General features: G+C 42.7%; 22 protein-coding genes. All 22 read left to right on the top strand.

What is annotated here, in order from left to right; genetic code table 11:
• The first annotated feature begins 262 nt into the window (after positions 1 to 262).
• The gene (locus tag IRB79_RS10800) at positions 263 to 1,042 is read left to right on the top strand and encodes an undecaprenyl pyrophosphate synthase (protein WP_243508433.1); all 780 of its coding nucleotides are present in this window, start codon (positions 263 to 265) and stop codon (positions 1,040 to 1,042) included.
• Between the two features lie 17 nt (positions 1,043 to 1,059).
• Complete coding sequence (locus IRB79_RS10805; protein ID WP_243508434.1) at positions 1,060 to 1,854, top strand: phosphatidate cytidylyltransferase; 795 nt, start codon at positions 1,060 to 1,062, stop codon at positions 1,852 to 1,854.
• A gap of 175 nt (positions 1,855 to 2,029) precedes the next feature.
• Positions 2,030 to 3,172 carry a 1-deoxy-D-xylulose-5-phosphate reductoisomerase gene (locus tag IRB79_RS10810; protein WP_243508435.1) on the top strand — a complete coding sequence of 381 codons (1,143 nt, stop codon included), beginning with the start codon at positions 2,030 to 2,032 and terminating at the stop codon, positions 3,170 to 3,172.
• 95 nt (positions 3,173 to 3,267) lie between these two features.
• Complete coding sequence (gene rseP, locus IRB79_RS10815; protein ID WP_243508436.1) at positions 3,268 to 4,530, top strand: RIP metalloprotease RseP; 1,263 nt, start codon at positions 3,268 to 3,270, stop codon at positions 4,528 to 4,530.
• Positions 4,531 to 4,667: 137 nt separating this feature from the next.
• A complete protein-coding gene (locus IRB79_RS10820; RefSeq protein WP_243508437.1) occupies positions 4,668 to 6,371 on the top strand; it encodes a proline--tRNA ligase in 1,704 nt (567 codons plus the stop codon).
• Between the two features lie 386 nt (positions 6,372 to 6,757).
• Entirely contained in the window at positions 6,758 to 11,068 is a 4,311-nt protein-coding gene (locus IRB79_RS10825) for a PolC-type DNA polymerase III (RefSeq protein WP_243508438.1), read from the top strand.
• Between the two features lie 271 nt (positions 11,069 to 11,339).
• Positions 11,340 to 11,807, top strand: a complete 468-nt coding sequence (gene rimP / locus IRB79_RS10830; RefSeq protein WP_243508439.1) for a ribosome maturation factor RimP — start codon at positions 11,340 to 11,342, stop codon at positions 11,805 to 11,807.
• 260 nt (positions 11,808 to 12,067) lie between these two features.
• Positions 12,068 to 13,225 (top strand): transcription termination factor NusA, encoded by a 1,158-nt coding sequence (gene nusA / locus IRB79_RS10835; protein WP_243508440.1) that lies wholly within the window; start codon positions 12,068 to 12,070, stop codon positions 13,223 to 13,225.
• A gap of 17 nt (positions 13,226 to 13,242) precedes the next feature.
• Positions 13,243 to 13,527: an RNase P modulator RnpM gene (gene rnpM, locus IRB79_RS10840; protein WP_009330705.1), complete on the top strand. Its 285-nt coding sequence runs from the start codon at positions 13,243 to 13,245 to the stop codon at positions 13,525 to 13,527.
• Positions 13,524 to 13,826, top strand: coding sequence for a YlxQ family RNA-binding protein (locus IRB79_RS10845; RefSeq protein ID WP_009330704.1), 303 nt, complete (start codon positions 13,524 to 13,526; stop codon positions 13,824 to 13,826). Before rnpM ends, IRB79_RS10845 begins: the two co-directional genes overlap by 4 nt.
• A gap of 19 nt (positions 13,827 to 13,845) precedes the next feature.
• A complete protein-coding gene (infB, locus tag IRB79_RS10850) occupies positions 13,846 to 16,077 on the top strand; it encodes a translation initiation factor IF-2 (protein WP_243508441.1) in 2,232 nt (743 codons plus the stop codon).
• Positions 16,077 to 16,358, top strand: a complete 282-nt coding sequence (locus tag IRB79_RS10855; protein ID WP_009330702.1) for a DUF503 domain-containing protein — start codon at positions 16,077 to 16,079, stop codon at positions 16,356 to 16,358. The genes infB and IRB79_RS10855 overlap by 1 nt, the downstream gene beginning before the upstream one ends.
• 16 nt (positions 16,359 to 16,374) lie before the next feature.
• Positions 16,375 to 16,755 (top strand): 30S ribosome-binding factor RbfA, encoded by a 381-nt coding sequence (gene rbfA, locus IRB79_RS10860; RefSeq protein WP_221877841.1) that lies wholly within the window; start codon positions 16,375 to 16,377, stop codon positions 16,753 to 16,755.
• A gap of 224 nt (positions 16,756 to 16,979) precedes the next feature.
• Positions 16,980 to 17,897 carry a tRNA pseudouridine(55) synthase TruB gene (gene truB, locus IRB79_RS10865; protein WP_243508442.1) on the top strand — a complete coding sequence of 306 codons (918 nt, stop codon included), beginning with the start codon at positions 16,980 to 16,982 and terminating at the stop codon, positions 17,895 to 17,897.
• 66 nt (positions 17,898 to 17,963) lie between these two features.
• On the top strand, positions 17,964 to 18,914 hold the full coding sequence (ribF, locus tag IRB79_RS10870; protein ID WP_243508443.1) for a bifunctional riboflavin kinase/FAD synthetase: 951 nt from the start codon (positions 17,964 to 17,966) through the stop codon (positions 18,912 to 18,914).
• Between the two features lie 122 nt (positions 18,915 to 19,036).
• Positions 19,037 to 19,306: a 30S ribosomal protein S15 gene (gene rpsO, locus IRB79_RS10875; RefSeq protein WP_009330698.1), complete on the top strand. Its 270-nt coding sequence runs from the start codon at positions 19,037 to 19,039 to the stop codon at positions 19,304 to 19,306.
• Positions 19,307 to 19,623: 317 nt separating this feature from the next.
• A complete protein-coding gene (gene pnp, locus IRB79_RS10880; RefSeq protein ID WP_243508444.1) occupies positions 19,624 to 21,744 on the top strand; it encodes a polyribonucleotide nucleotidyltransferase in 2,121 nt (706 codons plus the stop codon).
• A gap of 185 nt (positions 21,745 to 21,929) precedes the next feature.
• Positions 21,930 to 22,946: a polysaccharide deacetylase family protein gene (locus IRB79_RS10885; protein WP_243508445.1), complete on the top strand. Its 1,017-nt coding sequence runs from the start codon at positions 21,930 to 21,932 to the stop codon at positions 22,944 to 22,946.
• A gap of 42 nt (positions 22,947 to 22,988) precedes the next feature.
• Positions 22,989 to 24,224, top strand: a complete 1,236-nt coding sequence (locus IRB79_RS10890) for a M16 family metallopeptidase (RefSeq protein ID WP_243508446.1) — start codon at positions 22,989 to 22,991, stop codon at positions 24,222 to 24,224.
• A 149-nt stretch (positions 24,225 to 24,373) separates the two neighbouring features.
• Positions 24,374 to 24,628 (top strand): YlmC/YmxH family sporulation protein, encoded by a 255-nt coding sequence (locus IRB79_RS10895; protein ID WP_243509346.1) that lies wholly within the window; start codon positions 24,374 to 24,376, stop codon positions 24,626 to 24,628.
• A 375-nt stretch (positions 24,629 to 25,003) separates the two neighbouring features.
• On the top strand, positions 25,004 to 25,906 hold the full coding sequence (dpaA, locus tag IRB79_RS10900) for a dipicolinic acid synthetase subunit A (RefSeq protein ID WP_221877847.1): 903 nt from the start codon (positions 25,004 to 25,006) through the stop codon (positions 25,904 to 25,906).
• Entirely contained in the window at positions 25,903 to 26,502 is a 600-nt protein-coding gene (gene dpaB, locus IRB79_RS10905) for a dipicolinate synthase subunit B (RefSeq protein WP_243508447.1), read from the top strand. The genes dpaA and dpaB overlap by 4 nt, the downstream gene beginning before the upstream one ends.
• The last annotated feature ends 271 nt before the right edge of the window (positions 26,503 to 26,773 follow it).

A 26,773-nucleotide genomic window follows, 5' to 3' on the forward strand; every position in this document is an offset into this window, starting at 1 on the left:
GCTGAAATATGCGCAGAAGTATAGCATTCCTATCCTGAATTTAGTTTCTTGTAACATACTCTTTTATAGAGATATATTTAATTATTTTTGGTATGATATTATCATGCGGAAAGAGGCAATATCATAATTTTACCATTAGAATAATCTCTAAAAGATACTATGACTGAATATCAGCTATCAATCAGCGGGGAAAAACCCCCAATGACTGAAGTTTCACTTTATCTTTTATCGGAGGATTAACCTATTTTAAAGGAGCAGACTTATGTTTGATAAAATGAAGTTATGGAAGTCCCAAAACAGTTCTTCCGATCTCCGAGAGAGAGTTGAAAAAATAAAAGAATTGCAAATTCCTGAGCATGTTGCCATCATTATGGATGGAAATGGAAGATGGGCAAAAAAAAGAGCTCTTCCAAGAGTTGCCGGCCATCATGAGGGAATGAAGGTTGTCCGAAAAATCACCAGATTTGCAAGTGATATTGGAGTAAAGACCTTAACTTTATATGCATTCTCTACTGAAAATTGGAAAAGGCCTAAAATGGAAGTGGACTTTCTTATGAAACTGCCTGAGGAATTTCTGGGAACTTTCCTTCCAGAACTGATAGAAGAGAATGTGCAAGTAAGAATGATTGGTTATTTTGACCACTTGCCTGCCCATACCCGCAATGCAGTTTCCAAAGCGATGGAAGAGACAAAGAATAACACCGGCCTGGTGTTGAACTTTGCACTTAATTATGGAAGCAGAGCCGAAATACTCGAAGCCGTCAAGCATGTCTTAAATGATTGCAAAAGTGGTATAATGGATGAAAATGAATTAAATGAAGAAAAATTCTCATCCTACCTCATGACGGGCGGGCTAAAGGATCCCGATCTGCTGATTCGTACAAGCGGTGAAATCAGATTAAGCAATTTTATGCTTTGGCAGCTTGCATACACAGAATTCTGGTTTACGGATGTATTATGGCCGGATTTCAATGAAGAGCAAATGCTCGAAGCAATCGAGGTATTCCAAAGCCGCCAAAGGCGTTTTGGGGGAGTACAATAAAGGTGTTGAAAAATTGAATGAAGCAGCGTATTATCACAGCAATTATATTTGGTGCAGTCCTCCTGCCAGTCATTATCTATGGAGGCATGCCAATCATCATCCTGGCATACTTGCTGGCATCCATTGCACTATATGAACTATTGAAAATGAGAAATTTAAGCTTATTCTCGATTCCAGGCATTATTTCTTTACTATTATTGTGGATTTTCCTTTTGCCTAAAGAATTTCACTCAATCCTGGATGATTTGAATTATACAAAAATTGAGGTAGCTCTTTTTGGGGTGCTTCTTTTCTTAACGTATACGGTTGCAACAAAAAATAAATTTACTTTTGATGATGTGGCTTTTTCGACTATGTCTACTTTATATGTTGGCATTGGGTTTTACTATTTTATGGAGACCCGCTTCGCAGATCAGGGTCTGACATATCTCTTTTTTGCATTATTCCTTATTTGGGCAACAGATTCAGGTGCCTACTTTATAGGGAAAGCGATGGGAAAGAAGAAGCTTTGGCCTGAAATCAGCCCGAATAAGACTGTGGAAGGTTCACTTGGTGGTGTAGTCTGTGCTCTTGCCGTGGCGGTATTATTTATTATCTTCACAGATATTGATGAGTCCATGCTGGGATTATTAGTGATTACAGCCATCTTGTCAGTGTTCGGGCAAATAGGGGACTTAGTGGAATCAGCATTAAAGCGTCATTATAACGTAAAAGACTCAGGAAATATTCTGCCTGGCCATGGCGGGATTCTGGACCGTTTTGACAGCTTATTATTCGTCCTGCCATTGCTCCACTTTTTTCACTTGCTGTAAAGCAATGGGCAGAGAGCAGCTTACGAATATTAGATAACTGCCTAGCTCCAGCGCCTGCCCCCTCGAGGTCATAAGACGATCCTCCCAGAAAGGCAAAGAACGCCTCTCCGAGAGGCTCGTCTTATGCTAGTCGGGGGTGGGCAAGGCGCTTCCGCTTTTCTTATAGGAGGAGACTATGAAACATATCAGTTTAATGGGTGCAACAGGGTCGATTGGGACACAGACCCTTGATATCATTAAGGAACACCCAGAGGAATTTAAGCTAGCAGCCATGTCTGCAGGCAGAAATATAGATCTTGCCCGGAAAATTATCTCTGACTTTCAGCCAGAACTTGTTTCACTATCAGAAAAAAGTTCTGCAGATATTCTTAAAGCTGAGTTTCCCGGCATAACATTTACATATGGACATGAAGGTTTGATAGAAGTAGCTGTTTACCCAAAATCTGAAATACTGGTTAATGCAGTTTTAGGCAGCGTAGGACTTGATTCCACATTGCAGGCGATTGAGGAAAAGAAGACAATAGCTATCGCAAATAAGGAAACCCTTGTGACTGCCGGCCATCTGGTCATGGAAGCAGCAAAGCGAAACGGTGTAATGCTTCTTCCTGTAGACAGTGAACACTCAGCTATTTTTCAATCCCTGCAGGGGGAAAAAGAGAAAAATATTGAAAGGCTCATTTTGACAGCTTCTGGAGGAAGCTTCAGAGACCGCTCCCGCAAGGAATTAGAAAATGTGACAGTTGAAGAGGCGCTTAATCATCCGAATTGGTCAATGGGAGCAAAAATCACCATCGATTCTGCAACTATGATGAATAAGGGACTTGAAGTAATTGAAGCACATTGGCTTTTCTCCATGGATTACAGTAAAATAGATGTCCTTCTTCACAAAGAAAGCATTATCCATTCCATGGTGGAATTTCATGACAGCAGTGTAATCGCACAGCTTGGCACTCCGGATATGAGAGTACCAATTCAATATGCTTTAACTTATCCTGAAAGGCTCCCGCTCCGAACAGCAAACCGGCTGAATCTTGCTGAAATTGGCAAACTCCATTTTGAAGAAATGGACTTTGAACGCTTTCGCTGCCTGAAGTTTGCCTATGAAGCCGGAAAAGCTGGCGGATCAATGCCAGCTGTATTAAATGCAGCAAATGAAGCTGCTGTTGCTGCATTCTTAGATGGAAAGATTACCTTTCTGCAAATAGAAGATTTCATCGAAAGAGCACTGGGCAGCCATGACATTATCTCAAATCCAAGTCTTGATGAGATCCAGGAAACAGATTTGGAAACGAGGAAATATGTTAACTCGCTTCTATAAGCTTGCGTTCAAATGCTGAATGGTGGAAGCAGATATAAATTTCAATAACACTCACCAGCGCATTTGAACAACCTCTAAAAAAAGGTGGTTAAAACTTGAGTACAGTAATAGCCTTTATTGTTATTTTCGGGGCACTGGTATTTTTCCATGAACTGGGACATTTAATATTTGCAAAAAGAGCAGGAATTCTCTGCCGCGAGTTCGCTATTGGATTCGGCCCTAAAGTGTTTTCCTTTAAAAAAGATGAAACAGTTTATACGATTCGTTTATTGCCAATAGGCGGGTTTGTGCGCATGGCCGGTGAAGATCCCGAGATGGTGGAAATTAAACCTGGCTACCGCATTGGCCTGATCCTTGATGACAACGAGGAAGTAAGCAAAATTATTTTAAATAATAAAGATAAATATCCAAATGCAAGAATAGTTGAAGTTGAAGCTGCTGATATTGAGCATGCCCTTGAAATTAAAGGATATGTTGAGGGCGAAGAGGAAGAGTCAATTCAATTTTTTAAAATCAGCCGTTCAGCCGTACTGGTTGAGGATGGAACAGAAACGCTCATTGCCCCTTATGACCGTCAATTTGCATCAAAGACATTGGGCCAGAGAACTATGGCGATTTTCGCAGGTCCAATGATGAATTTTGTTCTTGCTTTTATCGTTTTTGTTCTAATAGCCTTATTGCAGGGAATTCCAACTAATGAACCTGCACTGGGCAAGCTGACCCCTGATGGTGCAGCTTATGAAGCTGGGCTTAAGGAAGGCGATTTGGTTCAAAGTGTTGATGGAGCAGAAATTTCAAGCTGGTCAGATGTGGTAGAAATCATTAGACAGAATCCAAGTGAAGAATTGGAGTTTTTGGTGGAAAGAAACGGCCAGGAGTATACAATACCGGTTACTCCAAAGGTTCAGGATGTTGAAGGCGAAAAGATTGGAATTATTGGCGTATATAGTCCAATGGAGAAATCACCTTTAAAGGCCATTACCTATGGAGCTAAGGAAACCTATTTCTGGACTAAAGAGATTTTTGTCATGCTAGGCAAGCTTGTCACTGGACAGTTCTCAATTGATGCATTATCAGGCCCGGTAGGAATCTATGTTTCAACAGATACAGTAGCCAAATCCGGCATCTATTACCTAATGAAATGGGCAGGAATCCTAAGCATAAATCTGGGAATTATGAACCTGCTTCCAATTCCGGCTCTCGATGGCGGAAGATTAATGTTCTTTGCTGTTGAAGCTGTAAGAGGGAAGCCGATTGACCGCCATAAAGAGGGGATGGTCCACTTTATTGGGTTTGCCCTTTTAATGCTATTAATGCTAGTGGTCACTTGGAATGATATTCAGAGATTTTTCCTGTAAAAACTTAGCTGAGCTGCATGCAGAAGAAGTGGGAGGGCTCTGGTCTCAGGAAGCTATTAGCTTTTTCTGAAGTCCGGGGGACCCTTCTTTTGTTGAAAAGCAGATTCGATACATATTTTTAATTGAGGTGCAAATAAATGAAACAGAGCATGACGCTTATTCCTACATTAAAAGAAGTGCCAGCAGATGCGGAAACAAGAAGCCACCAATTATTGCTTAGGGCTGGTTTTATCCGCCAGAACGCAAGCGGAATTTATAGCTATATGCCTTTAGCGAAAAAAGTTCTGCAAAAGGTTGAAGCGATTATCAGGGAAGAAATGGACAATGCAGGGACTGCCGAGCTTCTGATGCCAGCCCTTCAGCAGGCTGAACTATGGCAGGAGTCCGGGCGCTGGTATACATATGGACCTGAACTGATGAGAATGAAGGATCGCCATGAGCGAGAATTCGCTCTGGGTGCCACTCATGAAGAAGTGATTACCAGCCTGGTTCGTGATGCCGTAAAATCATATAAGAAATTACCATTGGCTCTTTATCAGATTCAGACAAAATTCCGTGATGAGAAGCGTCCTCGCTTTGGGCTTCTTCGCGGGCGTGAGTTTATCATGAAGGATGCTTATTCATTTCACTCAAATCAAGAAAGCCTTGATGAAATGTATGATAAACTTTATACAGCTTATTCCAATGTGTTCAGACGCTGCGGCCTGAATTTCAGAGCTGTCATTGCTGACTCGGGTGCAATGGGCGGTAAAGATACACATGAATTCATGGTTCTTTCTGAAGTTGGAGAAGATACGATCGCTTACTCAGATACTTCCGACTACGCTGCCAATATTGAAATGGCCCCAGTCATTGCACAATACTCAAAGAGCAATGAGGAACCTAAGGAATTGGAAAAGGCAGAAACAGAAAACCAAAAAACGATTGAAGAAGTTTCATCTTTCCTGAACGTGGCTAAAGAGCAGTGCATAAAGACGCTTCTTTTTAAAGCTGATGAAAAATATGTTCTTGTTCTTGTCCGCGGCGACCATGAAGTAAATGACATCAAGCTTAAAAATCTGCTTGAGGCCGCTGCCGTGGAGCTTGCTGGTGCCGAAGAGACGAAGCAAATTCTCGGCTGTGCTGTTGGTTCTTTGGGACCTATTGGAGTGAAGGATATTGATATCATTGCCGATCATGCAGTGGAAGCCATTGTGAATGGTGTATGCGGCGCCAATGAAGAAGGAATTCATTATATCAATGTTAATTCAGAGCGTGATTTCAATGTAACCCAATATGCAGATCTCCGTTTCATTCAAGTGGGCGACCCTTCACCAGATGGACAAGGAACGATTCAATTTGCCAAAGGAATTGAAGTTGGACATATCTTTAAGCTGGGCACTCGCTATAGTGAAGCGATGGAAGCGGCTTATTTAGATGAAAATGGAAGAACACAGCCAATGATTATGGGCTGCTATGGCATCGGAGTTTCCCGCACTATGGCTGCCGTTGCCGAACAGTTCAACGATGAGAATGGTTTTATCTGGCCTCGCTCAATGGCTCCATTCGACTTGCATCTCGTCCCTATTAACATGAAAGACGAAGCTCAGGCTGCAGTTGCTGAGGAATTATATACAATGTTAAAGCGGGATCGCTATGAAGTATTAATGGATGACCGCCAGGAGCGTCCAGGTGTCAAATTTGCAGATTCCGACCTTATCGGCTTGCCAATCCGCATAACTGTCGGCAAAAAAGCTTCTGAAGGCATCGTCGAAGTGAAAGTAAGAAAAACAGGTGAAATGCATGAAATTCACAAAGATCAGCTTGCCGAAAAAATCGCTGAAATGATGTCAGCACTATAAAAAATATGGGCAGTGTTCCTTAGAGTTAGAGACGAAAAAACGGGTTCCAAAATGGAATCCGTTTTTTCAATCACGATCTGATTCGATATGTTATAATTAAGTCCGTCTGTCTATTTCAAAATATGACGGTGCTTATTTATTTTTCAGTTTTCTAACATTGAAACAATAATTCTAATGCTGAGTTGATTGGAGCGGAGGGCACTTGACTCCTGCGGGAGGAGAGGGAGCGGGAGACCCCACAGGCGGAGCCGAGGAGGCTCCCGTTCCTCCCCGCGGAAAGCAAGTGCCCGCAGCGGAAATCAACGGGCAGAATATTGAAGCAAAACAAGGATTATAACAAAAGTGTAAAACATAGAAACAAAGTTTATTGGATGGGAGAGAGAAAGATGAGCGAACCTTCTAGATTTCAGCTCTTGCTCCAGCAGATGCAGCTAACTGAAGATGCCTTTGTGCAGCACTTTCATGATGCCCAGATTGAAAGGGTCATAGTCGAAAGACAGTCACGGAAATGGCATTTTTATTTTGCCTTTCCAAAGATTGTGCCTTGCAGTGTATATAGCCGCTTCACAGATCAGCTGGAAAAGACATTTTCCCATATCGCAGAAATTTCTTACAGCATAACTGTGAAAAATCAGGATTTTACTGAAAAGCTTGTACTTGAATACTGGCACAACTGCATCAAAGAAATGGATGGCATGGCGCCGCCGCTCATAAAGCTTTTGAATGAACAGGTTCCATCTGTACAGGGAAACAAACTTATCATTAAGGTCCGAAATGAATTGGAAGGATTGTCTATCAAGAAGAAGTATGCCGGCACTATTTCTGATGTTTTTCAAGTTTTTGGCTTTCCGGCCTTAACAGTTGATACAGAAGTATCTTCAGAAGGGTCCAATGAAGAATATGAAAAATTCATGGAGGCCAAACGCAAAGAAGACCAGGAGCGCGGTCTCCAGGCTGCAATCGAGATGCAGAAGAAAGAGGCCGAAGCAGAATCAGCAGATTCTTCAGCACCTCAGGGGCCGCTTACAATTGGTCTTACCATTAAAGACGATGCAGATTACCGCAAATTGATTGATATAGTTGATGAAGAGCGCCGAGTAGCCGTTGAAGGCTATGTATTTGCTGCTGAAACGAGAGAGCTCCGCAGCGGCAGGACACTCTTAACTTTCAAAATTACTGATTATACCAGCTCCATTCTTGTAAAAATGTTCTCGCGGGACAAAGAGGATGCTGCTTTATTTCAGCATGTTCAAAAAGGTATGTGGCTAAAGGTCCGAGGCAGTATACAAAACGATACATTTGTCCGTGACCTGGTAATGATCGGGAACGATATCAATGAAATTAAACCTATTCAAAGACAGGATACATCGCCTGCTGAAGAAAAAAGGGTTGAACTTCATCTTCATACACCGATGAGCCAAATGGATGCAGTTTCATCTGTCAGTGCACTGGTTTCACAGGCGAAAAAGTGGGGACACAAAGCTGTTGCCATTACAGACCATGCTGTTGCTCAATCATTCCCTGAAGCCTATGGTGCCGGAAAAAAGAATGATATAAAGATCTTATACGGAATTGAAGCGAACCTTGTGGATGACGGTGTGCCGATTGCCTATAATGATGCGCATCGAAAGCTTACCGAAGATACCTATGTTGTATTTGACGTTGAGACAACCGGCTTATCAGCTGTATATGATACTATCATTGAGCTTGCTGCAGTTAAGATTCATGATGGGGAAATCATTGATCGGTTTGAATCCTTTGCAAACCCTCATCACCCGCTGTCGGCAACAACGATCAACCTGACTGGAATCACAGATGATCAGGTGGAGAATGCACCGGAAGTGGAAGAGGTTCTGAAGAAGTTCCATGAATGGACAGGAGATGCTGTTTTAGTAGCCCATAATGCTTCCTTCGACATGGGTTTCCTTAATGTCGGCTATAAAAAAATGGGCATAGGCAAAGCGCCTAATCCTGTTATTGATACTCTTGAACTCGCGCGCTTTTTATATCCGGACATGAAAAATCACCGTCTGAATACGCTTGCCAAAAAATTTGATGTTGAACTCACCCAGCATCACCGTGCCATATATGACGCGGAAGCAACGGGTTATCTGCTTCTTAAAATGCTTAAGGGTGCAGATGAAAAAGGGATCGAATATCATGATCAATTCAATGATAATATGGGACAGGGAAATGCCTATCAGCGGGCAAGACCGGCGCATTGCACCCTGCTTGCACAGACAGAAGAAGGCTTGAAAAATATTTTTAAACTCGTATCCATCTCGCATCTTGAATACTTTTACAGAGTGCCGCGCATTCCGAGGTCAGTCCTGCAAAAGCATCGTGAAGGTATTCTGGTTGGATCGGGATGCGACAAAGGCGAAGTTTTTGAAGGCATGATGCAGAAATCTCCAGATGAAGTGGAAGATACAGCGCAGTTCTATGATTATCTTGAAGTGCACCCAAAAGCCGTCTATGCACACCTTTTGGAGCTTGAACTTGTAAGAGATGAAAAAGCGCTTGAAGAGATTATCGGCAATATTGTAAAACTGGGGGATAAGCTTGATCTGCCGGTAGTCGCGACCGGCAATGTCCATTACCTGAATCCAAATGATAAAATCTATCGGAAAATCCTTGTTAATTCACAGGGAGGCGCGAATCCTCTGAATCGCCATCAGCTTCCAGATGTTCACTTCAGGACTACCAATGAAATGCTTGATGCTTTTTCATTCCTTGGAAAAGAAAAAGCGAAGGAAATTGTGGTAGAGAATACGAACAAAATAGCGGATATGATTGAAGAAATTAAGCCGATTAAAGACGATTTGTATACGCCAAAAATTGAAGGCGCAGATGAAGAAATGCGCAGCATGAGTTACGGAATGGCAAGAAAAATATATGGTGATCCGCTTCCTGAGATCGTTGAAGCCCGCCTTGAAAAAGAACTTAAGAGTATTATCGGGCATGGGTTCGCGGTTATCTATCTTATCTCTCATAAGCTTGTAAAAAAGTCACTGGATGATGGCTATCTTGTTGGTTCCCGTGGATCAGTCGGCTCCTCTTTTGTTGCGACGATGACCGAAATAACTGAAGTAAATCCGCTGCCTCCGCATTACGTTTGCCCGGAATGCAAGACATCCGAGTTTTTCAATGACGGGTCAGTTGGCTCCGGTTTCGACCTGCCTGATAAAGACTGCCCGAACTGCGGAGCAAAATATAAAAAAGATGGACATGATATCCCGTTTGAAACGTTCCTTGGTTTCAAGGGAGATAAGGTTCCCGATATTGACTTGAACTTTTCGGGGGAATACCAGCCGAAGGCCCATAACTATACAAAGGTGCTATTCGGGGAGGATTATGTATACCGTGCAGGAACAATCGGTACTGTGGCAGACAAAACAGCTTATGGTTACGTCAAAGCATACCAGCAGGATAATAATCTTCAAATCAGGGGTGCCGAAATTGACAGGCTGGCGTCCGGCTGCACAGGGGTAAAGCGGACAACCGGACAGCACCCGGGCGGTATTATTGTTGTGCCGGATTACATGGATATTTATGATTTTTCGCCTATTCAGTTCCCTGCTGACGACCGGACATCTGAATGGAAAACGACCCATTTTGACTTCCATTCAATTCACGATAATCTATTAAAACTCGATATACTGGGGCACGATGATCCGACCGTCATAAGGATGCTTCAGGACCTTAGCGGAATTGATCCAAAAACGATTCCGACAGATGACCCTGAAGTAATGAAAATCTTCAGCGGGCCGGAATCGCTTGGTGTGACAGAAGAGCAAATCATGTGTAAAACCGGAACACTTGGCATACCGGAATTTGGTACGCGATTTGTCCGCCAGATGCTTGAAGATACAAAGCCGACCACTTTTTCAGAACTTGTCCAGATTTCAGGTCTTTCTCATGGTACGGATGTTTGGCTCGGAAATGCCCAGGAATTGATCCATAATAATATTTGTAACTTAAGTGAAGTAATCGGGTGCCGTGATGATATAATGGTTTATTTAATCTATCAGGGTCTGGAGCCTGCTTTTGCTTTTAAGATTATGGAATCGGTCCGTAAGGGTAAAGGCCTGAGCGATGAGATGGAAACGGAAATGAGAAAGAATGAAGTGCCGGAATGGTATATTGATTCCTGCAAAAAGATTAAATACATGTTCCCTAAAGCCCATGCGGCTGCCTACGTATTAATGGCTGTCCGGATTGCGTACTTTAAAGTTCACCATCCGCTTCTTTACTATGCAGCATATTTCACTGTCCGCGCAGAGGACTTTGACGTTGATGCCATGGTTAAAGGATCCCAGGCGATACGTGCGCGCATCGAAGAAATCAATGCAAAGGGACTTGATGCTTCTACGAAAGAAAAAAATCTATTAACTGTAATGGAGCTGGCTTTGGAAATGAACGAAAGGGGCTTTAACTTCCAAAAGGTGGACTTATACCGCTCAAGCGCAAGTGAGTTTATCATTGAAGGAAATTCTTTGATCCCGCCGTTTAATTCCATTCCAGGATTGGGTACAAACGCAGCATTCAATATTGTTAAAGCAAGAGAAGAAGGAGAATTCCTATCCAAAGAAGATCTGCAGCAGCGCGGAAAAGTGTCCAAGACAATTATCGAGTATCTGGATAACCACGGCTGCCTGGAATCCCTTCCGGAACAAAATCAGCTTTCTCTATTCTAAAAAAGAGAGCAGCCATATGTTCCAAACCCTTCTGCTGACAGCTATTCCATTTGCATAAAAAAATTGGTTATGGTATAGTTTTATTGGAAATACTAAGAATAACTCTCGCAAAAGGAAGAGTGGGGCAACCCACTCTTTCGTGTTGTGTACGGTTTTTTCCTAATATCGGATCTATGTTAAAACTATATGTTAATTAAAGTTTAGCAGAGCCAATATCTAATTTATTAATGTAAAACAAGAGCTAAGAATCCAGTAAAAAGGAGGGAAATGAATGAGCAAAGTGACTGAAACGGTGGAACAACTGGTCACCCCTATTGTGGATGAACTTAATTTAGAATTAGTCGACATTGAATATGTAAAAGAAGGGAAAGACTGGTTCCTTCGCGTATTTATTGATAAAGAAACTGGTGTTGATATCGAGGAATGCGGAATGGTCAGTGAAAGGCTAAGCGAAAAGCTTGATGCTGAAGATCCGATTCCTTACAACTATTTCTTGGAAGTTTCATCACCGGGAGCTGAACGCCCTCTAAAGAAAGACAGTGATTTTGTTAAAGCAGTCGGCAAGAATGTTTTCGTTAAAACATACGAGCCGATTGATGGAGAAAAGACGTTCGAAGGTGTGTTAATCCAATTCGACGGGGAGACCGTTACGGTTGAAGTGAAAATCAAAACAAGGAATAAAAGGATCGAAATTCCTTATGAGAAGGTAGCGAATGCCCGTTTAGCCGTTGTTTTCTAATGACGGCTGATTGCGGGCTTGCTTATTAAGAAAAGCGGAAGCGCCTTACCCACGAAGGAACGCAGACTAAGAACGCCACGTCCTGTGGCAACGTCTGCATGACCCCCATCCTGGGGGCCTCACCTCGAGGGGGTAGGCAGCTTGCGCTAGACAGTTATTGACGTTCAAAAACCAATACTTACTTGTCTTATTAATAAAAGCAAATTGCTACTTTAGCGTTGATCATTTTTATAAGAGAAATAAAGGGGGATATAAATCTCATGAGCAGTGAACTTTTGGATGCTCTGACATTGCTTGAGAAAGAAAAAGGCATTTCTCGCGATGTGATTATCGAAGCAATTGAAGCTGCATTGGTGTCAGCCTACCGCAGAAACTTTAACCAGGCACAGAATGTGCGCATTGATTTAAACCTAGGAAACGGAACGATGAGAGTCTTTGCACGCAAAGAGGTAGTGGATGAAGTATTTGATCCGCGTCTTGAAATCTCAGTTGAAGATGCTCAAAAGATCAACCCGAACTACCAGGTGGAAGATGTCGTTGAAATGGAAGTAACTCCTAAGGACTTTGGGCGCATCGCTGCCCAAACGGCCAAACAGGTTGTTACGCAGCGTGTCCGTGAAGCGGAGAGAGGCATCATTTATTCTGAATTTATCGACCGTGAAGAAGATATCATGACGGGAATTGTTCAGCGTACAGATCCTAAGTTCATCTATGTGAGCCTTGGAAAGATTGAAGCGATCCTTCCGGCAAACGAACAAATGCCAAATGAGCGTTATCAGCCCCATGACCGCATTAAAGTCTTTATTACTAAAGTAGAAAAGACAACAAAAGGACCACAAATCTTTGTCAGCAGAACGCATCCTGGCCTGCTGAAGAGATTATTTGAAATTGAAGTGCCTGAAATTTATGATGGAACTGTTGAAATCAAATCCGTTGCCCGTGAAGCAGGGGACCGTTCTAAGATCTCCGTTCATTCAGACAATGAAGAAGTAGATCCGGTAGGTTCATGTGTAGGGCCTAAGGGCACACGCGTACAGGCGGTAGTAAATGAGCTTAAGGGTGAAAAAATTGATATTGTAAAGTGGTCTTCTGATCCGGTCGTTTTCGTTGCCAATGCACTAAGTCCATCTAAGGTGCTTGACGTAATCGTAAATGAAGATGACAAAGCGACAACAGTTGTAGTCCCAGATTATCAGCTATCCCTGGCAATCGGAAAGCGCGGCCAGAATGCAAGACTTGCAGCCAAGCTTACAGGCTGGAAAATTGACATCAAATCAGAAACAGATGCTCGTGAAGCCGGAATTTACCCACGGGATGAAACACTGTTGAACTTTGATAATGATGATTATGAAAACGAAGATTACGAAAATGAGGCAGACTTCGATTTTCAGGATGAGCTTTTAGAGGGAAAAGAATAGGGAAGAGGTGAATGATCGTGAACAATCGTAAAAAAGTTCCTTTGCGAAAATGTGTCGCTACCGGTGAAATGAGGCCGAAAAAAGAACTCGTTCGCATCGTTCGCTCCAAAGAAGGGGAAGTGTCTGTAGACCCGACCGGAAAAAAATCAGGGCGCGGGGCTTATCTTTCCAAAGAAAAGGAAGCAGTTTTGTTAGCAAAGAAGAAGAATATCTTAGCCAATCATTTAGAAGTTTCCATAGATGATGCTATCTATGAAGAACTCTTGGAGTTAATAGAGAAGGAGAAACGGCAATCCAAATGAACTCAAATCAATGGATGTCATTGCTTGGCTTAGCCAATCGGGCACGGAAAATTACTTCGGGAGAAGAGCTTGCTGTTAAAGAGATCAGAAACGGCAAAGCAAAGCTTGTTTTGCTGTCTGCAGATGCATCCGCAAATACGGCAAAGAAAGTTACAGATAAATGTAAATCATTTGGGGTTCCTTATAAGCTTATTCAAAACCGGGAAATGCTCGGTAAGGCTATAGGGAAGGAAGCCCGCGTTGTTGTGGCAGTGTTAGATGCCGGATTTGCAAAAAAGCTGTTAACGTTGCTCGATTAATACTAGCGGGGGTGAAAGTATGAGTAAAATGCGCGTATATGAATATGCGAAAAAACATAACATTTCAAGCAAGGATGTTATTACAAAATTAAAAGACATGAATATTGAGGTTTCCAATCATATGACTACGATTGAGCCGGCTGCAGTCCAGAAACTTGACGGCATCTTTATCAAGAATGACAGCCAGTCACAAAAGCAGAGCAAACCTCAAAACCAGCAAAAACCGCAAGGAAATCAAAAACCGGCTTCAAATAATAGTGCTGCCAACACTACAGCTGCTAAAAGCAAGCCTCAGAATAAACCAGGTGAAAACAGAAACCAGGGACAGGGCAGCCAGTCCGGCAAAAGCTTCTCCGGAAATAACCGGGGCAATAGCAACAATAGAAACAATAATAACAACAACCGAAACAATAACCGAAACAACAATAAGAATAAAAACAACAAAGGCAAACAGCAGCAGCAGACTCATGTGGCCCCAGCTCCTAAAAAGGTGAAGGAGCTTCCTTCAAAAATTACTTTCAGCGAATCACTGACTGTAGCGGAACTGGCAAAGAAGCTGCACCGCGAACCTTCTGAAATCATTAAAAAGCTATTCATGCTTGGTGTTATGGCAACCATTAACCAGGATCTTGACAAAGATGCCATTGAGCTGATTGCAGGTGAATACGGTGTAGAAGTAGAAGAAGAGATACTGGTTGATACAACTGATCTTGAAGTATACTTCACAGAAGATGAAAATGCTGAACTAGTGGAACGTCCATCTGTTGTAACCATCATGGGACACGTTGACCATGGTAAAACAACATTGCTTGACTCCATCCGCAACACGAAAGTAACAGCAGGAGAAGCAGGCGGAATCACTCAGCATATCGGAGCTTATCAAGTTGAAGAAAACGGCAAAAAGATTACTTTCCTTGATACTCCTGGACACGCTGCGTTCACGACGATGCGTGCCCGCGGTGCGAAGATTACCGATATTACAATTCTCGTTGTTGCAGCAGATGACGGTGTTATGCCGCAAACGGTTGAAGCAATCAACCATGCAAAAGCAGCAGAAGTGCCAATCATTGTGGCTGTTAACAAAATGGATAAGGAAGCAGCAAATCCTGACCGTGTTATGCAGGAATTGACTGAACATGGCCTAGTTCCAGAGGCATGGGGCGGAGACACAATCTTTGTTCCAATCTCAGCTATTAAAGGCGATGGAATTGATGAACTGCTTGAAATGATTCTTCTTGTAGGTGAAGTGGAAGAATACAAAGCAAATCCCGACCGCAATGCCGTTGGTACAGTTATCGAAGCACAGCTTGACAAAGGACGCGGTTCAGTTGCGACCCTCCTTGTGCAAAACGGTACATTGAAGGTAGGAGATCCAATCGTTGTCGGTAACTCATTTGGACGTGTCCGTGCAATGGTTAATGATCTTGGCCGCCGTGTGAAAACTGCCGGACCTTCAACACCTGTTGAAATTACAGGTCTTAACGATGTTCCTCAAGCCGGTGACCGCTTCGCTGTCCTTGATGATGAAAAGACAGCCCGCCAGATTGGTGAAGCTCGTGCCCAGCAGGCATTGCAGGCCCAAAGAAACGAAAAGACAAGAGTAAGTCTGGATAACTTGTTTGAACATATGAAACAAGGGGAAATGAAAGACTTAAACATCGTTGTTAAAGCGGACGTTCAAGGTTCAGCGGAAGCATTAACTGCTGCCCTTCATAAAATTGATGTAGAAGGTGTTAATGTTCGTATCCTTCATACAGGTGTCGGTGCCATTAACGAGTCTGACATCACTTTAGCTGCAGCTTTCAATGCTATTGTTATCGGATTCAATGTCCGTCCTGACAATAATGCGAAACGTGCAGCAGATGCAGAAAATGTTGACATCCGCTTGCACCGCATCATCTACAAAGTAATCGAGGAAATTGAATTGGCGATGCAGGGTATGCTTGATCCTGAGTTCGAAGAAAAAATTATCGGCCAGGCTGAAGTACGCCAGACGTTCAAAGTTTCCAAAATCGGTACAATTGCAGGTTCGTATGTCACAGACGGAAAAATCACTCGTGACAGCGGTGTTCGCTTAATCCGCGATGGAGTTGTTATTTTTGAAGGGGAAGTTGACGCTCTTAAGCGATTCAAAGATGACGCTAAAGAAGTAGCCCAAGGCTATGAGTGCGGTATTACCATCAAAAACTTCAATGACGTTAAAGAAGGCGACGTTATCGAAGCATATATTATGGAAGAAGTGGAACGTTAATGATAATTGGGCTTGCAGCCTGTGAATGTATCATTTATGACACACATTCTTTGAAAGAAAAACGGGCTGTTTTGCAGCGGATTTTAACCCGGCTGAAGCAAAGATACAATGTATCTGTATCTGAGGTGGACTATCAGGACCTATGGCAGAGGACAAAAATTGCCATTGTGGCCGTTTCGTCCACCCAGGTTTCAACGGAACACGAGCTGCAAAATGCGCTGAAGATGATTGATTCGTTCCCGGAAATTGAACGGACAATTACAGATTTAGAGTGGCTTTAAGAAGAGGTGATATAGAATGAGCCTTAGAGCAAATCGAGTTGGAGAACAAATGAAAAAAGAACTGGGCGAAATCATCGGCCGGAAAATAAAGGACCCGCGGGTTGGATTTGTAACAGTCACCGATGTTCAAGTTACCGGGGATCTCCAGCAGGCAACCGTATTTATCTCTGTTCTGGGTGATGAGGAACAGAGGGAAAATACGCTTCGCGGGCTGGCTAAAGCAAAAGGCTTTATCCGATCTGAAATTGGCCAGAGAATCCGGCTGAGAAAAACACCGGAAATTCTATTCGAATTTGATGAATCAATTGACTACGGAAACCGTATAGAATCATTGCTCCATCAAATTCAGGACGAAGGCCGTTCCAAAGATGAGGAACGCTCCAAAGAAGAAGAATAATGGAATGGATAGACATTTTGTCTATCCATTTTTTTCTAATTAGACAAGAAAGTTTAAATTTGAACGTCGATAACTGTCTAGCTCCAGCGCCTACCCCCTCGAGGTCACAAGCCAATCCTCCCAAAAAGGCAAAGAACGCCTTTCCGGGAGGCTCGTCTTGTGCTTGTCGGGGGTGGGCAAGGCGCTTGCGCTTTTCTAATCACAAAGACAAGGTGGTACTTAATATGGAAGGAATTTTACCGCTTTTTAAACCAAAAGGAATGACATCCCATGATTGTGTCTTCAGGCTGCGGAAGATTTTGCGTATGAAAAAAATCGGCCATACCGGCACACTTGATCCTGACGTAACTGGGGTACTCCCAATCTGTCTCGGGAGAGCAACAAAGGTGGCTGAATACATAACAGATGCAGGAAAGTCTTATGAGGGAGAAGTCAAAATAGGCTTTTCTACGACAACAGAAGATGCCTCCGGAGAAGTCGTGGAGAGAAAAGATGTTGCAGCACCTATTTCCAGAAATCAGATAATGGAAGTTCTTAAAAGCCTCACCGGGGAAATTACGCAGACACCTCCTATGTATTCAGCAGTAAAAGTGAATGGGAAACGCCTCTATGAATATGCAAGACAGGGAATAGAAGTGGAACGGCCGTCCAGGAAAGTTACTATTTACTCTATCGAACTGCTCGATGACAGAGAAATGTTTGAGGGTGAGAATATTACCCTTCGTTTCCGTGTAGCCTGCAGCAAAGGAACATATATCCGTACGCTTGCTGTCATGATTGGGAGTGAACTGGGATACCCAGCCCATATGTCCGAGCTGGTTAGAATCCAGTCTGCCTCATTGACACTTGATGACTGTCTGACTTTTGAAGAAATAGAAGACAGAGTAGAGAAGGGGACAATGGCCGAGGTTCTTCGACCTATGGAAGCTGCGCTTTCTCATTTGCCGAAATTTCAAATAAGTGATAAAGTAGCAGAGAAAGTAAAAAATGGGGCTGTATTAACTATCCCTGATCATTTACTCGACACCAAGGGCCCAATCGCATTGGAAGCAAAGGAAGGCCTTGTTCTGGCGATTTATGAGCATCACCCCCGCAAACCTGGGTTAATGAAGCCAGTAAAGGTGTTAAGGAATGATCAATAAGCACTCGTTAGAAAGCTGTGCATTTTTATAGGTCCAGGCTCTGTAGAGAAAAGGTGAATTAATAATATGGAAGTTATTCATATACATCATCCCCACCGATTGGATAGAACCGACATGCCTGAAATGGCAATAGCACTTGGATATTTTGATGGTGTTCATTTGGGTCATCAGAAAGTCATCCGTGAAGCAAAATCTTTAGCTGAACAAAAAGGATTAAAAAGTGCTGTTATGACATTTGACCCGCATCCATCGGTTGTTTTGGGGAAAAGCGTTCAGCATGTGGAGTATATTACGCCTCTTGAGGATAAAATTGCTATCATGGCTGATCTGGGCATAGATTATTTGATTATCATCAATTTTACAAGGGAATTTGCAAATCTTCTGCCACAGGAGTTTGTTGATCAATACCTGATTGGTCTTAATGCAAAGTATGTCGTAGCAGGCTTTGATTATTCTTATGGGCGGATGGGGCGCGGCACAATGGAAACACTGTTGTTCCATTCGAGGGATCAATTTGAATATTCGGTGGTTGCAAAGCTTGCAAAAGAAGATGAAAAAATCAGCTCTACGCTAATAAGGAAATACATCCGGGAAGGGAAAACAGCTGAGCTTCCCGACCTTTTAGGAAGATATTATAAAACATCAGGAATCGTTATCCATGGCGATAAGAGAGGCCGTACAATCGGCTTTCCTACGGCGAACGTGGATGTTTCTGATGACTGCATCATTCCTCCGCCCGGTGTATATGCTGTGAGATTCTCAGTAGATGGAAGCTGGTATGAAGGTGTCTGCAATGTTGGCTACAAACCTACCTTTAATAAGGAAAAAGGGGACAGGCCGTCTGTTGAAGTCCATATTTTTGATTTCTCTTCAGATATTTATGGCAGGAAAGTTACTGTTGAATGGCATAAACATCTTAGAAGCGAAAGGAAGTTTGCTGGCGTTCAGGAATTAATCGCCCAAATTGCGAAGGATAAACAGCAGACTGAGCAATATTTTGAGAAAAACAGGGTTTAGCCTTGCTTTTTGTCATAAAAAGTTGTATTCTAAGTAACGTACCAAATGAACCTTTGCTTGGCAAGTCGAGTCACCGACGCTTGCTCAGTAACAGGGGATTGAAAATTTAGGAGGTGAACCGGATGGCAATCACTAAAGAACGTAAAAATGAGCTAATCAATGAGTTCAAAACTCATGAAAGCGACACTGGATCTCCAGAAGTTCAAATCGCTGTCCTTACTGAAGAAATCAACAATTTGAACGACCATTTACGTACTCACAAGAAAGACCACCATTCACGTCGCGGTCTTTTGAAAATGGTTGGTAAGCGCCGTAACCTATTAACTTACCTTCGCAACAAAGACGTTGCTCGTTACCGTGAGTTAATCAATAAGCTTGGCTTACGTCGATAATCAACAGAAGCGGGATTTTTTCCCGCTTTTTTATTAGCTTTAAAAACTTGAATTTTGTTCCTAATCATGTACATACATAAGTTATTCTTATTTTAGCAAACGGAAAAATTGAGCATACTATAAGATGCCTAATTTTATTATGATTAAAGAGCATTTCATGCTTTTATATAAAACTGGACTGCTGGCAATGCAGAGCTCATAAGCCTCTGCTGCTGCCATGGCAGGATTATCTGCAGCTTATGCAGGTTAAATAACAATTGAACGGACCAGGCAGAATTAACGCCTGTCCTTAAGTGAAAGCAGAGAGGGGTACAAATATGGGACAAGATAAACATGTCTACAGCCTTGAGTGGGCTGGGCGCAAATTGACCGTTGAGATTGGCCAGCTGGCTAAACAGGCTAACGGTGCGGTTTTAGTGCGCTATGGCGATACTGTAGTATTAAGTACTGCTACAGCATCAAAAGAACCGAAAAATCTGGATTTCTTTCCGCTGACAGTTAACTATGAAGAACGTTTATATGCTGTTGGTAAGATTCCGGGCGGTTTTATTAAGAGAGAGGGCCGTCCAAGTGAAAAAGCGATTTTGGCCAGCCGATTGATTGACAGGCCAATCCGTCCATTATTCGCTGACGGTTTCAGAAATGATGTACAGGTTGTAAGCATGGTGATGAGTGTGGATCAAAACTGCTCATCTGAAATGGCTGCAATGTTTGGTTCATCATTAGCCCTTTCTGTGTCGGATATTCCATTTGGCGGACCGATTGCAGGGGTCAGCGTAGGGCGCATCGGTGGAGAATTCATCATTAATCCATCTGTGGACCAGGCTGAAAAGAGCGATATCAGCCTTGTTGTAGCCGGTACAAAAGATGCGATTAACATGGTAGAAGCAGGTGCAGATGAAGTGCCTGAAGAAACAATGCTTGAAGCGATTATGTTTGGCCATGAGGAAATTAAACGCCTTATTGCTTTCCAGGAAGCAATTGCATCTGAAATCGGCAAAGAAAAAATGGAAGTTGTTTTATACCAGGTTGACCAGGACCTTGAGGCTGAAGTTCGCGGCATCTGTGAGAAAGATATGATTCAAGCAATCCAGGTGCAGGAGAAGCATGCCCGTGAAGCTGCCATTAAAGCAGTTAAAGAAGAAATTACAGCTAAATATGTAGGTGAAGAAGCAGACGAAGACAAGCTGAAGCAAATCAGGCAGATCCTTGATAAAATTGTTAAAGCTGAAGTGCGACGTCTAATCACAGAAGATAAAGTTCGCCCGGATGGACGTGGACTGGATGTTATCCGCCCGCTATCATCAGAGGTAGGCCTTCTTCCGCGCACACATGGTTCCGGTTTATTTACACGCGGACAAACTCAGGCTCTGAGCATTTGTACCTTAGGAGCTCTTGGCGACGTACAGATTCTTGATGGGCTGGGAATTGAAGAAGAAAAGAGATTCATGCACCACTACAACTTCCCTAACTTCAGTGTAGGTGAAACTGGGCCAATCAGAGGGCCAGGACGCCGCGAAATCGGGCATGGAGCTCTTGGAGAACGTGCTCTTGAGCCGATTATTCCTTCTGAAAAGGATTTCCCTTATACGATCCGTCTTGTATCTGAGGTATTGGAATCCAATGGTTCAACATCACAGGCAAGTATTTGTGCAAGTACATTGGCTATGATGGATGCCGGTGTGCCTATTAAAGCGCCAGTTGCCGGTATAGCAATGGGTCTTATTAAATCAGGCGAGCATTATTCAATTCTGACTGACATTCAGGGTATGGAAGACCACCTTGGCGACATGGACTTCAAAGTGGCGGGTACTTCCAAGGGTGTTACTGCCCTCCAAATGGATATCAAAATTGAAGGCTTGTCACGTGAGATTCTTGAGGAAGCATTGCAGCAGGCGAAAAAAGGCCGCATACAGATACTTGATTCCATGCTGAGCACTATTGGGCAGCCAAGAAAAGAGCTGTCTGAATATGCTCCTAAGATTCTGATGATGTCAATCAACCCTGATAAAATCCGCGATGTTATTGGGCCAAGCGGAAAGCAGATCAATAAGATTATTGAAGAAACAGGCGTTAAGATTGATATCGAACAAGATGGAACAGTATTCATCTCATCTGTAGATGAAGAGATGAATCAAAAAGCGAAGAAGATTATTGAAGATATCGTACGTGAAGTGGAAGTTGGACAAATGTATCTTGGCAAGGTGAAACGAATTGAGAAATTCGGTGCATTTGTTGAAATCTTCTCCGGTAAAGATGGATTGGTTCATATTTCTGAACTTGCTGAAGAGCGTGTAGGAAAAGTGGAAGATGTTGTATCCATCGGTGACGAACTTCTAGTAAAAGTTACTGAAATTGATAAGCAAGGCCGCGTAAACCTTTCCCGCAAAGCCGTATTGCGTGAACAGCGTGAGCAAAAGGAAAAAGCACAGCAATAATACTAACCTCTATTTAGGAGAGAAGCATTTTGCGGGGCGAAATTTCCTAAAAGCCAGGGGAAACCCTGGCTTTTTACATACACGAATATCCATGGGCGTTTGCCCTATACTGCATACCTTTGTAATATGCTTCCGTTCTACCTTGTCCCTTTGAATCATACTATGAATTGAAGGAGGCATGAAGAATGAGAAAGTTTATCCATATTGCTATCATGTTTGTTATAGCACTTGCTTTTATCAATAATCCTTTTACTGATCAGTATGTATCAGGCCTCAAACAGGAGACGGGAGCCGTAACTGTTTCCAAGGCTAAGGATTCACTTTATGAAGAGATTGCAGCAAGAAAAGAGGAATACAGCATTCCTGCACAGGATGCAAAAATAGACCCTGTATGGAAAGCCATTCCAGGGCTTAACGGAATTGAAATAGATGTTGAGGCATCTTATAAAAAGATGAAATCAGAGAAAGAGTTCATTGAAGATAAGCTTGTATTTAAACAAATTCAACCGAAGGTGAAGTTAAAGGACCTTCCTCCGTCACCTGTATATAAAGGCCATCCCGATAAACCGATGGTCAGTTTCATTATTAATGTGGCTTGGGGAAATGAATATTTGTCAGGTATGCTGGCCACTTTAAAGGAACATAATGTGTCAGCAAGTTTTTTTCTTGAAGGAAGATGGGTAAAGAATAATCCGGAACTTGCCAGAATGATTATGGATGCAGGACATGAAGTGGGCAACCATTCGTACACTCATCCGGATATGAAAGTGATTTCTTCGGCTAAGACAAGGGAAGAAATCCAAAAGACAAATGATGTGATTGAAGCCACGATGGATGAAAAGCTGAATAAGCCAATTACATGGTTTGCTCCTCCAAGCGGCAGCTATAGGGATGAAACAGTGAAGATTGCTGCTGAGAAGAATCTCGGCACCGTTATGTGGACTGTTGATACAGTGGATTGGAAAAAGCCACCCCCTGATGTGCTGATAAATAGGGTGTTATCAAAGGTCCATAATGGAGCACTGATTCTGATGCACCCTACTGACTCCACCGAAAAATCACTCGATAGACTTATAACGGGGCTTAAGCAGAAGAACCTGCAGATTGGAACAGTATCTGAATTGTTAAGCGAGAAGAGAATTCAGAATCGGGAAAATAATAATCAGGATTTTGGAAAAAATAACAATAATAATATAAACTAATGGAAGCATATGTCTTTGGGTTTCAGAACAGGAGGAATTTATTTGATCAAGAAATATACATGCCAAAACGGAGTAAGAGTCGTACTAGAAAACATTCCAACCGTCCGTTCAGTTGCGATCGGAGTATGGATCGGAACAGGTTCACGAAACGAGATTCCCGAAAATAATGGAATCTCTCATTTCCTCGAGCACATGTTTTTTAAGGGAACGAAAACAAGATCAGCCCGGGAAATTGCCGAGAGCTTTGATAGCATTGGCGGCCAGGTGAACGCCTTCACTTCAAAAGAATATACATGTTACTACGCAAAAGTGCTGGATACCCATTCTGACTTTGCTCTTGAAGTGCTTTCTGATATGTTTTTTAACTCCACCTTTGTGGATGAAGAACTGAACAAAGAAAAGAATGTTGTTTACGAAGAAATCAAAATGTATGAAGACACGCCTGATGATATCGTACATGACCTTTTGAGCAAAGCAATCTATGAGAACCACTCTCTTGGCTATCCGATCCTTGGCACAGAAGGAACTCTGGCCACGTTCAATGGTGAAACATTAAAACAGTATATGCATGAAACATACACACCTGAAAATGTCGTAATCTCCATTGCCGGAAATATCGAGGAGTCTTTCATCAAGGAAGTAGAAAAATACTTTGGATCCTATGAAGGCGGAAAGAGAGAACGCTCTGAGCAGAAGCCTGAATTCCATTCAAACCATCTTGCCCGTAAAAAGGATACCGAGCAGGCACATCTTTGCTTAGGGTTCGAGGGGCTGCAGGTAGGGCATGAGGATATATACAATCTGATTGTTTTAAATAATATATTGGGTGGAAGCATGAGCAGCCGCTTATTCCAGGATGTCAGGGAACAAAAAGGATTGGCATATTCTGTTTTCTCTTATCATTCTGCCTTCCAGGATAGCGGAATAGTGACGCTTTACGGCGGAACAGGCGCTAAACAGCTGGACGTACTGTTTGATACGATTCAGGAAACCCTTGCCACTCTTAAAAAAGAAGGCATTACAGATAAAGAGCTGAATAACAGTAAGGAACAGCTCAAAGGAAGCTTGATGCTTAGCCTTGAAAGCACAAACAGCAGGATGAGCCGTAATGGCAAAAACGAACTGCTTCTGGGCCGCCATCGTTCTATGGATGAAATTGTAGAGGAAATCGATGCAGTTTCCATGCAGGGCGTGAATGACATGGCGAATTCCATTTTCACAGATCAATACTCTGTTGCTTTAATCAGCCCGGATGGAGAACTTCCAAAAAACCTTTAATATATTTGTTGTGGCCCTATTGCAAAAGCGGTGAACAGCATACTAGAAACAGCCTGTATTCCTGCAGGCTGTTTTCTTTTGTCTTGGACTTCTAAAACTTCTCGCTGAACGATAAAAATATAGAGAAAGAGAAAAGAGGAGGGCAGATGATGAGATTAAGTGAGCTGAGCGGAAAGGAAATCGTGGATGTGAAGCGTGCGGAACGGCTGGGGGTACTTGGGCAGACAGATCTTGAAATAAATGAAAAAAATGGACAGATCCAGGCATTGCTCATCCCTTCATTAAAGTGGTTCGGCTTCAAGCGCCAAGGAGACGAAATCCGGGTTTCATGGCAGCATATAAGGAAAATTGGCAATGACATGATCATTATTGATATTCCGGAAAATGCTGATCAGCAGGAATAGTCTTGAAAGAAGGGCCGATTAGGTCCTTTTTGTTTTTGGCTGTTTTTAGGCAATCTCCTTAATATCTTCAAAAATCCCCTTCCATCGCTGACCCATTTTCTTTTTAGTGGAAAACTCACCTATTGCCCCGTTCACACATAAGATGTTGAAGTAGTTCAATACAACAATTCCCTTATGGTTATTAGATGAATTGCCGGCCAAAAAATAACGCCACATTTCGTTTAAGATAGATCTGCTTGTGCAATTGCTGTCTCGTGCCGCAGCTATTGTATAGTGGCGTTGCCGGTGCGAGGATTTTTTACCAGGAGTCATGCGGTCATTGGCTTCAAAAATAAATGCTTTCTAAAAAGAAAGAAAAAAGAAGGTGAGTGTTGCATGCTGACAGGAACCCAAATAGCAGTCATCGGCGGTGATGCACGGCAGCTGGAAATCATCCGGAAACTGACTGAGCTTGATGCAAAGCTCTCATTAATTGGATTTGAGCAGCTGGATCATGCGTTCTCTGGTGCGGTAAAAGAAAAAATAGATGAAGTGGATTTTTCCAATATAGACGGGATTATCCTGCCTGTTCCCGGCACGGGTCTGGAGGGTCAGATCGAAACGATTTTCTCCAATGAAAAAGTGACTTTTGAAGAGGAAATTCTTTCGCAGACTCCAGCACACTGTACAGTTTATTCCGGCATAACCAATTCGTATTTAACAGGAGTTACTAAATCGGCAGACCGCCGTCTTGTTCAATTATTTGAACGGGATGATGTTGCTATTTACAATTCAATTCCAACAGTAGAAGGAACCATCATGATGGCGATCCAGCATACTGATTTCACCATTCATGGATCTAATATAGCCGTAATCGGCCTTGGCAGAGTCGGAATGAGTGTAGCAAGAACCTTTCATGCACTGGGTGCAAAAGTGAAAGTGGGGGCGAGAAAAAGTGAACACATTGCCCGGATAACGGAAATGGGTCTTACCCCATTCAACCTGAAAGAGATTGAGGATGCGGTAAAAGATGTTGATATTTGCATAAATACAGCTCCTCATTTAGTTGTAACAGCGTCCGTCATTTCGAAAATGCCTACACATACGCTTATCATTGACCTGGCTTCAAAGCCCGGAGGAACCGACTTCCGCTACGCGGAAAAACGGGGAGTGAAAGCGCTGCTCGCACCAGGCCTGCCTGGAATTGTTGCTCCGAAAACAGCCGGGCAAATCTTGGCGAATGTTCTTTCTCAATTGATTATGGAAGATTTGCAAAAGAGAAAGGGGAATACAATATGAGTTTGAAAGGAAAAAGAATCGGATTTGGCTTAACAGGATCACATTGCACGTACGATGCAGTGTTCCCGGAAATAGAAAGGCTTGTTCTTGCAGGGGCTGAAGTGCTTCCGGTCGTTACCTTTACGGTAAAGAGCACTGAGACTAGATTCGGGAAAGGGGAAGACTGGGTTCAAAGAATTGAAGATCTGACTGGCAATAAAGTGATCGATTCAATTGTGAAAGCGGAGCCGCTTGGACCTAAGATTCCTCTGGATTGTATGGTGATTGCCCCGCTTACTGGAAATACCATGAGCAAATTTGCCAATGCCATGACCGATTCGCCCGTGCTGATGGCAGCAAAGGCAACCCTAAGAAACGGCAAACCAGTTGTGCTTGGTATCTCCACAAATGATGCACTCGGTTTAAATGGGGTAAACTTAATGAGACTAATGGCTACGAAAAATATTTATTTTATCCCTTATGGCCAGGATGATCCTGTGAAGAAGCCAAATTCAATGGTGGCAAGAATGACAGCATTATCTGACACAGTGCTTCAAGCCATGGAAGGCAAGCAGCTGCAGCCTGTTTTAGTGGAAAGATATAAAGACGAAAGTTAGCCCCCTATTTTTTCTAGCAAAAATTTTAGTCCTTTAGTGAGCGAATATGTTAGAATAAAGATTATTACGATAACCAACCTCCAAGCTGTGTTTAAAATAATATTAACCCCTTGGAGTAATGACAATATGCTGATAATATAAATGGAAGCCTGCCATCTTTAAAATCAGGCAGGAAAACGGCTGCCAATTGACTTTGGCTGCCGTTCTATTGAATTTTGGGCATATTGTTTGTCACTAAAACTAATTTTGCTAGAAAAATATAATGTTACTG

The organism is Cytobacillus oceanisediminis (genome assembly GCF_022811925.1).
Taxonomy (GTDB): domain Bacteria; phylum Bacillota; class Bacilli; order Bacillales; family Cytobacillaceae; genus Cytobacillus; species Cytobacillus oceanisediminis_D.